General features: G+C 68.6%; 14 protein-coding genes. 11 read left to right on the top strand and 3 right to left on the bottom strand.

Annotated elements, in window-relative coordinates; genetic code table 11:
* Nucleotides 1-105: 105 nt before the first annotated feature.
* The 7 genes from glyA (at nucleotide 106) to thiL (ending at nucleotide 5,838) form a co-directional block, all read left to right on the top strand.
* Nucleotides 106-1,419, top strand: a complete 1,314-nt coding sequence (gene glyA, locus V5F66_RS05075; protein ID WP_394002195.1) for a serine hydroxymethyltransferase — start codon at nucleotides 106-108, stop codon at nucleotides 1,417-1,419.
* Between the two features lie 50 nt (nucleotides 1,420-1,469).
* Nucleotides 1,470-2,018: a transcriptional regulator NrdR gene (nrdR, locus tag V5F66_RS05070; protein WP_394093390.1), complete on the top strand. Its 549-nt coding sequence runs from the start codon at nucleotides 1,470-1,472 to the stop codon at nucleotides 2,016-2,018.
* The gene (gene ribD, locus V5F66_RS05065) at nucleotides 2,015-3,166 is read left to right on the top strand and encodes a bifunctional diaminohydroxyphosphoribosylaminopyrimidine deaminase/5-amino-6-(5-phosphoribosylamino)uracil reductase RibD (protein ID WP_012116247.1); all 1,152 of its coding nucleotides are present in this window, start codon (nucleotides 2,015-2,017) and stop codon (nucleotides 3,164-3,166) included. Before nrdR ends, ribD begins: the two co-directional genes overlap by 4 nt.
* Nucleotide 3,167: 1 nt before the next feature.
* Entirely contained in the window at nucleotides 3,168-3,779 is a 612-nt protein-coding gene (locus tag V5F66_RS05060) for a riboflavin synthase (RefSeq protein ID WP_012116248.1), read from the top strand.
* Between the two features lie 61 nt (nucleotides 3,780-3,840).
* On the top strand, nucleotides 3,841-4,338 hold the full coding sequence (ribH, locus tag V5F66_RS05055; RefSeq protein ID WP_012116249.1) for a 6,7-dimethyl-8-ribityllumazine synthase: 498 nt from the start codon (nucleotides 3,841-3,843) through the stop codon (nucleotides 4,336-4,338).
* Nucleotides 4,335-4,826 (top strand): transcription antitermination factor NusB, encoded by a 492-nt coding sequence (gene nusB, locus V5F66_RS05050; RefSeq protein ID WP_012116250.1) that lies wholly within the window; start codon nucleotides 4,335-4,337, stop codon nucleotides 4,824-4,826. The genes ribH and nusB overlap by 4 nt, the downstream gene beginning before the upstream one ends.
* 1 nt (nucleotide 4,827) lies before the next feature.
* Complete coding sequence (gene thiL / locus V5F66_RS05045; RefSeq protein WP_394093389.1) at nucleotides 4,828-5,838, top strand: thiamine-phosphate kinase; 1,011 nt, start codon at nucleotides 4,828-4,830, stop codon at nucleotides 5,836-5,838.
* 18 nt (nucleotides 5,839-5,856) lie between these two features.
* Here thiL and V5F66_RS05040 read toward each other — a convergent pair whose 3' ends face one another.
* The gene (locus V5F66_RS05040; protein WP_394093388.1) at nucleotides 5,857-6,294 is read right to left on the bottom strand and encodes an EamA family transporter; all 438 of its coding nucleotides are present in this window, start codon (nucleotides 6,292-6,294) and stop codon (nucleotides 5,857-5,859) included.
* 145 nt (nucleotides 6,295-6,439) lie between these two features.
* On the opposite strand from V5F66_RS05040, the gene dnaE reads away from it, so the two are divergent.
* The 3 genes from dnaE (at nucleotide 6,440) to V5F66_RS05025 (ending at nucleotide 11,905) form a co-directional block, all read left to right on the top strand.
* Nucleotides 6,440-9,892 carry a DNA polymerase III subunit alpha gene (dnaE, locus tag V5F66_RS05035; protein ID WP_394093387.1) on the top strand — a complete coding sequence of 1,151 codons (3,453 nt, stop codon included), beginning with the start codon at nucleotides 6,440-6,442 and terminating at the stop codon, nucleotides 9,890-9,892.
* A 63-nt stretch (nucleotides 9,893-9,955) separates the two neighbouring features.
* Nucleotides 9,956-10,792, top strand: coding sequence for a sulfotransferase family protein (locus tag V5F66_RS05030; RefSeq protein ID WP_394093386.1), 837 nt, complete (start codon nucleotides 9,956-9,958; stop codon nucleotides 10,790-10,792).
* A 93-nt stretch (nucleotides 10,793-10,885) separates the two neighbouring features.
* Complete coding sequence (locus tag V5F66_RS05025; RefSeq protein WP_394093385.1) at nucleotides 10,886-11,905, top strand: AI-2E family transporter; 1,020 nt, start codon at nucleotides 10,886-10,888, stop codon at nucleotides 11,903-11,905.
* Here the strand turns inward: V5F66_RS05025 and V5F66_RS05020 are convergent.
* Together V5F66_RS05020 and queF are read right to left on the bottom strand one after the other, a co-directional pair.
* Nucleotides 11,902-12,927: a hypothetical protein gene (locus V5F66_RS05020; RefSeq protein WP_394002211.1), complete on the bottom strand. Its 1,026-nt coding sequence runs from the start codon at nucleotides 12,925-12,927 to the stop codon at nucleotides 11,902-11,904. The two genes, V5F66_RS05025 and V5F66_RS05020, sit on opposite strands and share 4 nt — an antisense overlap.
* 71 nt (nucleotides 12,928-12,998) lie before the next feature.
* The gene (gene queF / locus V5F66_RS05015) at nucleotides 12,999-13,451 is read right to left on the bottom strand and encodes a preQ(1) synthase (protein ID WP_394093384.1); all 453 of its coding nucleotides are present in this window, start codon (nucleotides 13,449-13,451) and stop codon (nucleotides 12,999-13,001) included.
* 251 nt (nucleotides 13,452-13,702) lie between these two features.
* Here queF and eno point away from each other — a divergent pair, with 251 nt between their 5' ends.
* Complete coding sequence (eno, locus tag V5F66_RS05010; RefSeq protein ID WP_282639228.1) at nucleotides 13,703-14,986, top strand: phosphopyruvate hydratase; 1,284 nt, start codon at nucleotides 13,703-13,705, stop codon at nucleotides 14,984-14,986.
* The last annotated feature ends 24 nt before the right edge of the window (nucleotides 14,987-15,010 follow it).

Raw genomic sequence — 15,010 nt, 5'->3', positions numbered from 1 at the left:
GGCTTTGGACTTCACCTCGACCCTGTGATAAGCGCAGGGTCCGCTCCTGAGGGCCGCTGGAACACGCGTCCCGCCGGGGTGCCCCGACATTACCGGAGACCTGCCATGGCCTCGCAGGACGCGAACCGCTCCTCCATTTCGGAGGAAATGAACCGCTTCTTCACTGCCCCTCTCGCCGAGAGCGATCCCGAGATCGCCGGCGCGGTGAAGGCGGAGCTGGGTCGCCAGCGCGACGAGATCGAGCTGATCGCGTCCGAGAACATCGTCTCGCGCGCCGTGCTCGAGGCCCAGGGCTCCGTGCTCACCAACAAGTATGCCGAGGGCTATCCGGGCAAGCGCTACTATGGCGGCTGCCAGTTCGTGGATGTGGCGGAAAACCTCGCCATCGAGCGCGCCAAGAAGCTGTTCGGCTGCGGCTTCGCCAACGTCCAGCCCAATTCCGGCAGCCAGGCCAACCAGGGCGTGTTCTTCGCCCTGCTGCAGCCGGGCGATACCTTTCTGGGCCTCAACCTTGCCGCCGGCGGCCACCTGACCCACGGCTCTCCGGTCAACATGTCCGGCAAGTGGTTCAAGCCCGTGCCCTACACGGTGCGCGAGGACGATCAGCGCATCGACTATGACGAGGTGGCGCGGCTCGCCGACGAGCACAAGCCCAAGCTCATCGTGGCCGGCGGCTCGGCCTACCCGCGCGTCATCGATTTCCCGAAGATGCGCGCCATCGCCGACAGCGTGGGCGCCAAGCTCATGGTGGACATGGCGCATTTTGCCGGCCTGGTGGCCGGTGGCGCCCACCCGAGCCCGTTCCCCCACGCCCACGTGGTGACCACCACCACCCACAAGACCCTGCGCGGGCCGCGCGGCGGCATGATCCTCACCAATGACGAGGACCTGGCCAAGAAGATCAATTCGGCCATCTTCCCCGGCATCCAGGGCGGGCCGCTGATGCATGTCATCGCTGCCAAGGCGGTGGCCTTCGGCGAGGCGCTGCGCCCCGAGTTCAAGCTCTATGCGAAGAACGTGGTGGAGAATGCCAAGGCGCTGGCCGAGACCCTGAAGGGCCACGGCTTCAACATCGTCTCCGGTGGCACCGACACCCACCTGATGCTGGTGGACCTGCGCCCCAAGCGCCTCACCGGCAAGACCTCGGAAGGCGCGCTGGGCCGGGCGCACATCACCACCAACAAGAACGGCATCCCGTTCGATCCCGAGAAGCCGTTCGTGACCTCCGGCATCCGCCTCGGCACGCCGGCCTGCACCACGCGCGGCTTCGGGGTGGCCGAGTTCCAGCAGGTGGGCGACTTCATCGCCGAAGTGCTGGACGTGCTCTCCCAGAAGGGCGTGGACGAGGATTCGCTGGTGGAAGCCGCGGTGCGCGAGAAGGTCTCGGGCCTGCTCGCCCGCTTCCCCATCTATCCCTGAGGGGCGGGTGTTCACGCGCGAAAATGCCTGAGCGCCGGAGAGGGTGAAGCATGCGCTGTCCCTATTGCGGCGGTCTCGATACGCAGGTGCGTGATTCCCGGCCGACGGAAGACAACACGGCCATCCGCCGCCGCCGCATCTGCCCCGATTGCGGCGGCCGCTTCACCACCTTCGAGCGCGTGCAACTGCGCGAGCTGATGGTGCTGAAGCGCTCCGGCCGGCGCGTGCCGTTCGATCGCGACAAGCTCGCCCGTTCGGTGGACGTGGCCCTGCGCAAGCGTCCGGTGGACGGCGAGCGGGTGGAGCGCATGCTGTCCGGCATCGTCCGGCAGCTTGAAAGCATGGGCGATAGCGACATCACCTCGCAGACCATCGGCGAGATGGTGATCGAAGGCCTGAAGCAGCTCGACGACGTGGCCTATGTGCGCTTCGCCTCGGTCTATCGCGATTTCCGCGAGGCCAAGGATTTCGAGAACGCGCTGGCCGAGCTCTCCCAGCCCGAACTGGCACAGTCCGATGACGTGAAAGCCGAGGGCGGGGCTGAAGGCGGCCGGGACAAGCCGAAGGCCGCCGGCAAGCCGCCCCGGAGCGCCGAATGAGCGTGTCCCCCCTGTCCGCCCATCCCGTCACCTCGCCGGAGGACGACGAGCGGTTCATGGCCGAGGCCCTGAAGGTGGGCCAGAGCGGGCTCGGGCGTACCTGGCCCAACCCCTCCGTGGGCGCCGTGGTGGTGCAGCATGTGGACGGCCGCCCGCACATCGTCGGCGCCGCCGCAACCGCGCCCACCGGCCGCCCCCATGCCGAGCCCATCGCCCTTGCCCAGGCGGGGGAGGCGGCGCGGGGCTCGACGCTTTATGTGACGCTGGAGCCCTGCTCCCACCACGGCCGCACCCCGCCCTGCGCCGGCGCGGTGATCGCCGCCGGAGTGCGCCGGGTGGTGGCCGCCATCGAGGACCCGGACCACCGGGTAAAGGGGCGCGGCGTCGCCCGCCTGCGCGCCGCTGGCATCTGGGTGACCGTCGGGGTCGGCGCCGAGCAGGCGCTGGCCGACCATGCCGGCCATATCCGCCGCGTCACCGAAGGCCGGCCCCATGTGCTTTTGAAGATGGCGGTCTCCGCCGACGGTAAGGCCGCTCTCGCCGGGCCCCGGCCGGCGGTGGTCACCGGACCCGAGGCGCGGGCGCGGGCCCATCTCATGCGCGCCCATGCGGACGCCATCCTGGTGGGCCTCGGCACGGTGACGGCCGACGATCCCATGCTCACCTGCCGGCTGGAAGGCCATGAGGACCGTTCCCCGGTGCGCCTCGTGCTCGACAGCGGGCTGGATATTCCGCTTGAAAGCGCCCTGGTGCGTACCGCCAGCGATGTCCCGGTCTGGGTGATCGCTGCGGAGGATGCCCCGGCCGAGCGCGCCGCCGCCCTCATGGAACGGGGTGTCGAGGTGCTGCGCGCCCCTCGCGGCGGCATCGAGGGGCGGCTGCACCTGCCGGCGGTGCTCAAGCTCTTGGGCCTCTTGGGCATCACCCGGCTGATGGTGGAGGGCGGCCCCGCCACCGCCGCCGCCTTCCTGGAGGCGGGCCTGGTGGACGAGGTGGCGGTGTTCCACAGCCCGGTGCTGCTGGGGCCGGATGCCTATCATGCGCTGGCCGGCCGTCCGCTCGGCCGCCTTTTCGCCCCCGTGGGCTTCGCCGAGGTGGAGCGCGCCGAGCTTGGCGCCGACCGCCTCGTGCGCTTGTGGAGACGCTGACATGTTCACCGGCATCGTCACCGACATGGGCGACCTCGTCGCCGTGGAGACGAAGGGGGAGGTCAAGACCCTCACCATCGCCACCGCCTATGAGGCGGCGGGGATCGACGTGGGCGCCTCCATCGCCCATGCGGGGGTGTGCCTCACCGTCACCTCGGTGACGGCCGGCGGCCCGCGCGGCACCCTCTTCACCGTGGATGCCGGACCGGAGACGCTGGCGATCACCACCGTGGGCGGATGGACGCCGGGCCAGCGCATCAATCTGGAGCGCTCACTGAAGCTGGGCGACGAGCTGGGCGGCCATATGGTTTCCGGGCACGTGGACAGCACCGCCAGGGTGGTGTCCCGGGAGGACCTCGGCTCCACCACGCGCTTCGTGTTCGAGGTGCCGGAACAGCTTGCCCGTTTTGTCGCGGTGAAGGGGTCGGTGGGCCTCGATGGCACCTCCCTCACAGTCAATACGGTGGAGGGCAACACCTTCTCCTGCCTGCTCATTCCCCATACGCTCGCGGTCACCACCTGGGGCGGCGTCAAGGCGGGGGACACGGTCAATTTCGAGGTGGACCTCATGGCCCGCTATGCCGCCCGGCTTGCGGAGTTCCCCCGGGCCTAGTACGCCTCGCGACCAATTCCGGCACCGCACGCGGTGCCAAACGGTTCTGGAGAGACAGTCCATGGTCACGACGCGCAAGGAAAGCGCGGGCGACGCCTCGCTCAATGCCGGCCTTGAAGGCGCCCGGGTGCTCATCGTGGAAGGCCGCTATTACGAGGCCCTCGCCGACGAGCTCCTCGCCGGCGCCCGCGCGGTGCTGGAGGCGGCCGGCGTCGAGGTGGAGGTGATCACCGTGCCCGGCGCCCTCGAGGTGCCCATCGCTGCCGAGATCGCCCTGGAGGCCGCCGAGATCACCGGCAATGCGGTGGACGCGGTGGTCGGCCTCGGCGTGGTGATCCGCGGCGAAACCTATCATTTCGAGATCGTGGCGGGGGAATCCGCCCGCGGCCTCATGGATCTGGGCATGGCGCACGCGCTGCCGGTGGGCAACGGCATCCTCACCGTGGACACCGAGGCCCAGGCCTGGGAACGCGCCCGTGTCTCCGAGGGCAACAAGGGCGGCGGGGCGGCGGAAGCAGCGCTCACCCTGCTGCGCCTGCGGCGGCGGCTGGAAGCATGAAGGACGTGACCGCTTCCCAGGGCGCCCCCGCCAAGCCCATGAAGAAGAGCGCGGCCCGCCTCGGCGCGGTGCAGGCGCTCTACCAGATGGACCTCGCCCAGACCCCGCTGAACGACATCCTCGCCGAGTTTGAGAGCCACTGGCTGGGCCAGGAGGTGGAAGGCGTCGAGTTCCCCGAGGCCGACGTGCGCCTGTTCCGCACGGTGGTGGAAGGGGTGCTGAACGACCAGCGCCGCATCGACCCCATGGTGGACAATGCCCTCACCAAGGGCTGGCCGCTGAAGCGGGTGGAAGCCGTGCTGCGCGCGGTGCTGCGCGCCGGCGCCTTCGAGCTGTCGGCCAAGCCCGACGTGCCGGCCCGCGTGGTCATCACCGAATATGTGAACGTGGCCGGCGCCTTCCTCGATCGCGACGAGACCGGCATGGTCAATGCCGTGCTTGACGCTCTGGCCCACGACCTGCGCCCCGACGAGTTCAAGGGCGGCTGACATGACGGAAGGCGGCGACGGGGCAGGGGGATCGGGCGAGGATCGCTTCATCGCGCGCTTCCTGCGTCCCATCGCCGGTTCGTCCGCCGCCTTGGGCCTGTTCGATGATGCCGCGCTGCTGACGCCGCCCGAGGGCTGCGACTTGGTGCTCACCAAGGACGCCGTGGTGGCGGGGGTCCATTTCTTCGCCGACGATCCGCCCGCCTCCATCGCCCGCAAGGCGCTGCGGGTGAACCTCTCCGACCTTGCCGCCAAGGGCGCCGACCCGCTCGGCGCCCTGCTGGCGCTGGCCCTGCCCAAGGGCACGCCCGACGCCTGGATGGAAGCCTTTGCCGCCGCGCTGGGCGAGGATGCGGGGCGCTACCTGTGCCCCATTCTCGGCGGCGACACAGTCTCTACCCCCGGCCCGGTCACCATCACGCTCACCGCTTTGGGCTCGGTGCCGAAGGGGGCCTTCGTGCCGCGCACGGGGGCAAGGCCCGGCCAGGCCATCCTCGTCACCGGCACCATCGGTGATGCCGCGCTGGGCCTGCGGCTGCGGCAGGACGGCAAGGCTGCGGCCTTCGCCGGCCTCAGCGACGAACAGCGCGGCCATCTGCTGGACCGCTATCTGCACCCCCAGCCCCGTCTCGCCATCGCACCGGTGCTGCGCCGCTACGCCAAGTCCGCCATGGATGTGTCCGACGGGCTTGCCGGCGACGTGGCGAAGATGCTCGCCGCTTCGGGCTGCGGCGGGCGCATCGAGGCGCGGCGGGTGCCGGTGTCGGCCGCCGCTGCGGCTGCCATTGCCGCGGACGCCGGCCTGTTCAGGACCGCGATCACTGGCGGGGACGATTACGAGGTGGTGGCATGCGTGCCCCATGCCCTGGTCCACGTCTTCACCGCCGAGGCGGCGCGGGTCGGCGTACCGGTGACGCTGATCGGCGAGACGCGGGAGCAGCCCGGCCTTGATGTGACCGATGCCGGAGGCCATCCCCTCGACCTCGGCGCCGCCAGCTTCAGCCACTTCTGAGCCGGCGGGTCCGGGGCGCTATCCTAGCGCCACCAGCGCCGCCCCGGCGGCGATGAGGACCACGCCGAGGGTCGCCAGCGCGCTCAGGCGCTCGCCCAGGAAAATGACGCCGAAGATGGCGACCAGCACCACGCTCAGCTTGTCCACCGGCGCCACCCGAGCCGCATCGCCGAGCTTCAAGGCGCGGAAATAGCACAGCCACGACGCTCCGGTGGCGAGGCCCGACAGGATCAGGAAGATCCACGTCCGCGCCGGGATCTCGCCAGGCGCCTGCCACGACCCGCCGAACCCCACCATCGCCGCCACCAATGCGAGGATGACGACGGTGCGCAGCAACGTGGCGAGGTCGGAATGGATGTGCGCCACCCCCACCTTGGCGAAGATGGCAGTGAGCGCCGCGAAGGCCGCGGACAGGAGCGCCCACAACAGCCAGGAGGTGGACCAGGATTGAGACATGCCGTCACTCGGCTATGGCGTGGCGATCACCATGACACCACTTGAGAGAACAGCGGGGACGGCCGTGCCGGTTGGTGCCGGTGCCTGGCATCCCGGTTACCATGGGGTGCCAGACCGACTCAGCTCCGCCGTAATGAAGTAAACCATGCCCGATCCCGGCTTCATCCATCTTCACGTCCATTCCTCCTATTCGCTGCTGGAGGGGGCGCTTTCCATTGGCAAGCTGGCCGACCTCGTGAAGGCGGACGCGCAGCCGGCCATTGCGCTCACCGATACGGGCAATCTGTTCGGCGCGCTGGAATTCTCCGAGAAGATGTCGGGCGCCGGCATCCAGCCCATCGCTGGTGTGTCCCTCGCCCTGGACCTGCCGGAGCCGGCAGGCCCGCGCGGGGCGATCCGGCCCAAGCGGCCGCGCATCGTGCTGCTGGCCCAGTCGGAGCCGGGCTGGCGCAACCTGATGCGACTGGTCTCCCGCTCATTTCTTGAAACCGCCAGCGAGGACGAGCCGCGCATCCTGCCCGACTGGCTGGCCGATGCCCATGACGGCCTCATCGCCCTCACCGGCGGGCCGGCCGGCCCCATCGACAAGGCGCTGGTGTCCGGCCATCCGGAGCTGGCGGCGGAGCGGCTCGACCTGCTCGCCTCGCTGTTCGGCGACCGGCTCTATGTGGAAGTTCAGCGCCACGACACCGACGCCGAGCGCCTCGCCGAAGCCGGGCTGCTGGAACTGGCCTATGCCAAGGGCCTTCCGCTGGTCGCGTCCAACGAGCCCTTCTTCGCCAGCAAGACCGATTATGAGGCCCACGACGGGCTCCTGTGCATCGCCGAGGGTCGGCTTTTGTCGGAAGGCGACCGGCGCCGGCTGACGCCCGAGCACCGCTTCAAGACCCGCGCGGAAATGCTCGCCCTGTTCGCCGACCTGCCCGAGGCCACGGCCAACACGGTGGAGATCGCCCGGCGCTGCGCCTACCGGGTGCGCACCGTGAAGCCCATCCTGCCGCGCTTCACCTCGGGTGGAGGGGACGGCGATCCCCTGGCCGAGGAGGCCGCCGAGCTGGAGCGGCAGGCGAAGGAGGGCCTCGCCCAGCGCCTCGAAAAGCACGGGCCGGCGCCCGGGCTGGACATCGCCACCTATGAGGAGCGGCTCGCCTACGAGCTTTCCGTCATCACCAAGATGAAGTTCCCCGGCTACTTCCTCATCGTGTCGGACTTCATCAAGTGGGCCAAGGCCCACGATATCCCGGTGGGGCCGGGGCGTGGATCGGGCGCTGGCTCGCTGGTGGCCTATTCGCTCCAGATCACCGACCTCGATCCGATCCGGTTCGGCCTGCTGTTCGAGCGGTTCCTGAACCCGGACCGCGTGTCCATGCCCGATTTCGACGTGGACTTCTGCCAGGAGCGCCGCGACGAGGTGATCCACTACGTGCAGGAGCGCTACGGGCGCGCCCAGGTGGCGCAGATCATCACGTTCGGTACGCTGCAGGCGCGCGGCGTGCTGCGGGATGTGGGCCGCGTGCTGGAGATGCCCTATGGGCAGGTGGACAAGCTGTGCAAGCTGGTGCCGCAGAACCCGGCCAATCCGGTCACGCTGAAGCAGGCCATCGAGGACGAGCCGCGCCTCCAGGCCTCCCGCGACCAGGAAGAGGTGGTGAAGCGCGCCTTCGACATCGCGGTGCGCCTCGAGGGTCTCAACCGCCACGCCTCCACCCATGCGGCGGGCATCGTGATCGGCGATCGCAAGCTCCACGAGCTGGTGCCGCTCTATCGCGATCCCAAGTCCGACATGCCGGTCACCCAGTACAATATGAAATGGGTGGAGCAGGCGGGCCTGGTGAAGTTCGACTTCCTCGGCCTGAAGACGCTGACCACCATCGACAAGGCGGTGAAGCTGATCCACCAGCGCGGCATCGATCTGGACATCTCCAAGATCCCGCTGGACGACCCCAAGACCTACGCCATGCTGGGCAAGGGCGAGACGGTGGGCGTGTTCCAGGTGGAAAGCGCGGGCATGCGCCGGGCGCTGGTGGACATGAAGGCCGACCGGGTCGAGGACCTGATCGCCCTCGTGGCGCTCTACCGGCCCGGCCCCATGGCCAACATCCCGGTCTATTGCGACTGCAAGCACGGCCGCGCCAAGCCGGACTATCTCCATCCCATGCTGGAGCCGTACCTGAAGGAGACGTTCGGCGTCATCATCTACCAGGAACAGGTGATGCAGATCGCCCAGGCCATGGCGGGTTACTCGCTGGGCGAGGCCGACTTGCTACGCCGCGCCATGGGCAAGAAGATCCGCGCCGAGATGGAGAAGCAGCGCGAGCGCTTCGTCTCCGGCTCCGCTGGGCGGGGCATCGAGAAGGCGCAGGCCGACACTATCTTCGACCTTCTGGCCAAGTTCGCCGACTACGGCTTCAACAAATCCCACGCCGCCGCCTACGCCATCGTCGCCTACCAGACGGCCTGGCTGAAGGCGAACTACCCCACCGAATTCCTTGCTGCCTCCATGACGCTGGACATGGGCAACACGGACAAGCTCGCGGAATTCCGGCAGGAGGCCCAGCGCCTCGGCATCGAGGTGGTGCCGCCCAATATCAACCTCTCGGCCCGCGAGTTCGCGGTGAAGGACAGCAAGATCATCTACGCCATGTGCGCCATCAAGGGCGTGGGCGGGGCGGCCGTGGACGCGCTGGTGGCGGCGCGCGGGGACCGGCCGTTCCGGAGCTTCGCGGATTTCGCCTCGCGCCTGCCGGTGAAGCTGGTCAACAAGCGCACGCTGGAAAGCCTGATGGCCGCCGGCTGCTTCGACGTGCTGGAGAAGAACCGCGCCCGGGCGTTTGCCGCCATCGAATCCATCGTGGCCGAGGCCCAGCGCGTGGAGGCGAACGCCCAGTCGGGCCAGAACGACATGTTCGGCTCCGGCCCCTCGGCGGTCTCCCTGCCCATTCCGGAGGTGGCGCCCTGGCTGCCCTCGGAGCGGCTGCAGAAGGAATATGACGCCATCGGCTTCTTCCTCACCGGCCATCCGCTGGACGATTATGCCGATGCGCTGAAGAAGATGCGGGTGCAGTCCTTCTCGGACTTCTCCCGCGCCGTGCGCTCGGGCGCCGCGGCGGGGCGGCTCGCTGCCACCGTGGTTTCCAAGCAGGAGCGGCGGACCAAGTCCGGCACCCGTATGGGCATCGTCGGCCTCTCCGACCCCTCGGGCCATTACGAGGCGGTGATTTTCTCCGAAGGCCTCGCGCATTATCGCGACCTGCTGGAGCCGGGCACGCCGCTGCTGATGATGGTGGCAGCCGAGCTGAACGGCGAGGACGTGCGCGTGCGGATCAATTCCTGCGAGAAGCTGGACCCCGTCACCGCCCGCCACCAGAAGGGCCTGCGCATCTTCCTGCGCTCCCCCGAGCCCATCGAGGGCATCGCCCGCCGCCTCGCCGACGGCAAGACCGGGGATGCGGGCTCCGGCGAGGTCAGCCTGATCCTGATGGTGGAGGATGCCCGGGCCGAGGTGGAAGTGAGCCTGCCCGGCAAATATCCCATCTCGCCGCAGATCGCAGGAGCCATCAAGGCCATTCCGGGGGTGGTCGCGATTGAATCCGCATAGGGACGATGGTAAATCTGCGGGCGTTATCGGGGCGGCTGAACAAAATCCAAGGGTAACTGGGCTTTGGAAAACGCCAAACGCGCCGTGCTGGTGCTGGGCATGCACCGCAGCGGTACATCGGCTCTCACCCGCGTCGTCAATCTCATGGGGTTCCGCGCCCCGCGCACCTTGATGCCAGCCAACGAGGGGAATGCGGACGGCTACTGGGAATCCCTCGTCATCGTGGATCTCAACGAACGGCTGCTGCAGGCCTGTGGCGGTTCCTGGCATTCGCCTGGGCGGCTGAAGGCGGAGCCCATTGAGGTCGCGCGCCGTTCCGGACTTTACGATGAGATGCGCCGCGCCCTTTCCGACGAGTTCGGGACTGCGCCCCACATCGTGCTGAAGTGTCCGCGCATCTCACGGCTGATGGGCGTCTACGGCCCGCTGCTCGACGAGGCGGGCTACCGGGTCTCACCCCTGCTGGCGGTGCGCAACCCGCTGGAGGTGGCGGCCTCGCTCGCCAAAAGAGACAAGTTCGGTCTTTCCAGAGGGCTCGGCATCTGGCTGCGGTACACGCTGGACAGCGAGCGCGCCACCCGTGGCCGACCGCGCGCCGTGGTTACCTTCGATGGGCTGCTCGCCGACTTGAAAGGCACCATGTCCCGGGCCGAGCATCAGCTCGCAGAGCCGTGGCCGCTGCTCGGCGCCGAGCCGACCGACGAGATCAGCGCCGCGCTGAAGCCCGGCCTGCGCCACCATAGGCAGGGGGAAAGCCGATCCCGCGCCGACCGACTCTCCTGGCGCGGCTTCCTTGCCCGTCAGGCCTACGGTGCCATGCAGCGCCTGGCGGCCGATCCAAAGGATGCCAGGGCTTTCCGCATCCTCGACGGTATCCGCCTCGTCTACCAATCCCGGTAGGCCGGCGCGGCAGCGCGGCGGTGTCCAAGCCGTGCCGAATGTCCCATATTGGCCTGCCCTTCCGGCTGCGAGGGGGCGCGGGGGAGGTGAGGCATGGCGTTGGACTGGCTGGCGGCGCGCCGCGTCGCCATGGCGATCCTCGTGGCGGTGGCGTTTTATTTCGCGTTCCGGGTGGTGGATGTCATCCTGCAGGTGTTCGCGGCTGTGCTGGTGTCTCTGGCGCTGCACGCGCTGGCGGAGCCGTTCGCGCGCCTTACCCGCTTTCCCGAGCGGTATGCCGTGTTCCCGGTGGCGCTGCTGGTGTTCGGCGGCATCGGGCTCACCCTCTATCTGTTCGGCTCGACCATCCAGGTGCAGGTGACCGAGCTGTTCAACGAGCTGCCCGCCGCCTGGAGCGCCTTCGAGAAGCGCTTCCATCTGGAAGGCATGAGCGATGACCTGCTGCGCCGGGCCGAGGCGGCAGCGCCCTCCGGCGAGACGGTCATCTCGGCGGTGCAGGGGCTTACCAGCAACCTGTTCCAGGTGGTGCTCGGCAGCTTCCTGGTGGTGGTGGGCGGCATCTATTTCGCTGCCTCGCCGGACCTCTACCGGCGCATGTTCCTGTCGCTCTGGGCCGAGCCGGAGCGGGCGGCGGTGGCGCGGCGGCTTGCCGCCATCTCCGAGGACCTGCGGCATTTCCTGAAGGCCCAGCTCATCGCCATGGTGGTGGTGGGCGTGCTCACCTTCATCGGCCTCACCATCGTGGGGGTGCCTTCCGCCCTGGCGCTGGCCCTGTTCGCCGGGCTCGCCGAGTTCGTCCCCATGATCGGGCCGGTGGTGGCCGCGGCCCCCGCCGTGCTCATCGCGCTTACCCTGGGGATGGACTCGGGGCTGTGGACGCTGCTGGTCTTCGTCATCGTGCAGCAGTCGGAGAGCAATGTGATCACCCCGCTGCTGCAGCAGCGCATGGTCTCTCTGCCGCCGGCGGTGACGCTGTTCGCGGTGGTGGCGTTCGGCAATGTGTTCGGCGCCCTTGGCGTTTTGCTCGCCACCCCCCTTACCGTGCTCGCCTTCGCCGCCTTCAAGGCCCATGGCGAGCCGGAGGCGAAGCCGGAACAGGATGCGCCGGCCTAGTTCGGCAGCACCAGGCTGCCGGTGGTCCGGTCGAAGCGCCACATGGCGCCGGGCATCAGGTGCGTGCCGCCGATGGAGCGGTCCACCGCATTCTGGCAGGCGTGGTCGAAGCCGCCTTTCAGCGCCGCGGCTCCCGTGGGCGTGAGCGCGATCTCGGCCGAGGCATAGGCCCGATAGGAACGCTCGGCTGCGCTCTCGTCGCCCGGGGAAAAGCGCATGCCGGCCGCCTCGCTGGAGCGGAAGGGCAGGCCGAAAATCAGCGGCTCGTGGGCAAAGGCGAGCCCGTCGAGCCGCAGAAAGAACGGCAGGTCGGCGAGGAACTGGGCTTCGTCCATGGAATGCACGGCGGCATAGAGGTGCGCCACCTTCATTGGCCCATCCTGAAGATGCCGCAGGATGCGCTCTTCCGTGAGCGACAGCCCGCTTCTGGGCGCCGGCAACTCGGCAATAAGCCGATGGAGCGCCGGAGCAAGGTGGGGCAGCACCTCATAGACGCGGGACACCTGCGATCGGGAAAGGAAAGTCGCGAGCGGCCGCGGGGTGGGGGCGGTGAAGGCCTCCCACGCCTCCCGCGCTGTCTCCATCATCAGGTGGGTGACCGGCGTGCGATGCGCCTCGAGGGCGCGCATCTCGCCGGGTGCCATGACCCCAAGATAGTGCGAGGCCTGAACCAGGCTCAGACCCATGCGTTCCGGCTCGTGGGAGAAATAGGAGAGCAGCTGGATCAACTGGAGCTGGTCGAACAGGTCGTGCTCGAACCACAGTTCCACTTGCGAATAGGCGATGTGCACTTCCACCTGCGCGTCGCGGTGGGCGAAATCGGCCCGCACCTCGTCGAACGGCAGGCCCAGCGCCTGGGAGAGGAAATCGGCGCGCACGTCCGACACCTCCTCGAGGTCGGTGCCCGGCGGCACCGGCCCGTCGTGCAGCATGTCCTGCCACGGCAGGATGTGGCCCTTGATGCCCGCCGCGCGCAGCCGCTCGGCAGCGGATTCTCCATTGGTGACAATGAGCTTCGGCATAACCCGTGCCCTCCGTCCTCCCCCGGGCCGCTCAGGTTTTTCTGGCGTCGGCGGCTCCGGAGTCGATAGCTTCACCCGCGACCGCGGTAGGGCGCAACCCCCGTATCCGGCAACCACACGCCCTCGGCCAGCTTTCCGGTCTGCCAGAACACGTCGATGGGGATGCCGCCGCGCGGATACCAGAATCCGGCGATGCGCAGGAAGCGGGGCTTGAGCAAGTCTACCAGCCGCTTGCCCACCGCCACGGTGCAATCCTCGTGGAACGCGCCATGATTGCGGAAGCTGCCGAGGTACAGCTTCAGCGACTTGGACTCCACCAGGAACTGGTCCGGCACATAGTCGATCACGATGTGAGCGAAATCAGGCTGTCCCGTCACCGGGCAGAGCGAGGTGAATTCCGGGCAGGTGAAGCGCGCCACATAATCCACGTCCGGATGCGGGTTTGGCACGCGGTCGAGCACCGCCTCCTCCGGCGAGGCGGGCAGGGCGGCGCTGACGCCGAGCTGCAGCGGGCGATCGGTCATATCTCTTGATCCTGCGGCGGAAGAGCGGGTGCTCTACCCGCGCGGACCACAATGTTCAACCGCCGTCCGGCCGTTTTGCGGCGAAGCCCGCCTGGAACGCCACACGCCCCCTTCGCAGGCGCAATAGATCGCGCTAGAAGCACCACGCCCGCAAGGCTGGGGCTTTGGGCATCCGGGGTGCGGCAGGGCAGGGACGGCGACAGATCCTGTGTTTGTTGCGCCGCACCATTCGACGCAGGGAAGGAGTCTTCATGACCGCCATCGTGGACATCATCGGACGCGAAATTCTGGACAGCCGCGGCAATCCCACCGTGGAAGTGGACGTGGTGCTGGAAGACGGCGCGCTCGGCCGCGCCGCCGTGCCCTCGGGCGCATCCACGGGCGCCCACGAGGCGGTGGAGCTGCGCGACGGCGATGCCAGCCGCTATCTCGGCAAGGGCGTCGGCATGGCGGTGGATGCGGTCAACGGCGAGATCTTCGACGCCATCGGCGGTTATGAGGCCGAGGACCAGGCCCACATCGACGCCGCCCTTCTCGCCCTCGACGGCACGCCCAACAAGGGCCGCCTGGGCGCCAACGCCATCCTCGGCGTGTCGCTGGCGGTGGCCAAGGCCGCGGCCGAATCCAAGGGCCTGCCCCTCTACCGCTATGTGGGCGGCGTGAACGCCCGCGTGCTGCCGGTGCCCATGATGAACATCATCAATGGCGGCGCCCACGCGGACAACCCCATCGATTTCCAGGAATTCATGATCCTGCCCGCCGGCGCCCCCTCCTTCGCCGAGGGCCTGCGCTGGGGCGCGGAGATCTTCCACACCCTGAAGAAGGGCCTGAAGGACGCCGGCCACAACACCAATGTGGGCGACGAGGGCGGCTTCGCCCCCAACCTCGCCTCCGCCGAGGCGGCGCTGGAATTCGTGCTCAAGGCCATCGAGAAGGCCGGCTTCAAGCCCGGCGAGGACGTCTATCTCGGCCTCGACTGCGCCTCCACCGAGTTCTTCAAGAACGGCGTGTACAATTACGAGGGTGAAGGCACTGTCCGGGACATCGAGTCTCAGGTGGCCTACCTCGCCGAGCTGGTGGCCAAATATCCCATCGTCACCATCGAGGACGGCATGGCCGAGGACGACTGGGTGGGCTGGAAGCTCCTCACCGACACGGTCGGCTCCAAGTGCCAGCTGGTGGGCGACGACCTGTTCGTCACCAATGTGGAGCGCCTGTCGCGCGGCATCAAGGACGGCGTGGGCAACGCCATCCTGGTGAAGGTGAACCAGATCGGCTCCCTCACCGAGACGCTGGATGCGGTGGAAATGGCCCACAAGGCCGGCTATCGCGCCGTCATGTCCCACCGCTCGGGCGAGACCGAGGACGCGACCATCGCCGACCTGGCGGTGGCCACCAACTGCGGGCAGATCAAGACTGGCTCGCTGGCCCGCTCGGACCGCACCGCCAAGTACAACCAGCTGCTGCGCATCGAGCAGGAGCTGGGCGACAGTGCCCGCTACGCCGGCAAGGCCGCGCTGAAGGCGCTGGCCTGAGTCTCAAGCGACAGCCGCCCTCAC

The sequence above is a fragment of the Xanthobacter versatilis genome (assembly GCF_043193975.1).
In the GTDB taxonomy this organism is placed as follows: Bacteria; Pseudomonadota; Alphaproteobacteria; order Rhizobiales; family Xanthobacteraceae; genus Xanthobacter; species Xanthobacter autotrophicus_E.
This window is presented reverse-complemented; position numbering and strand designations above follow the sequence as displayed.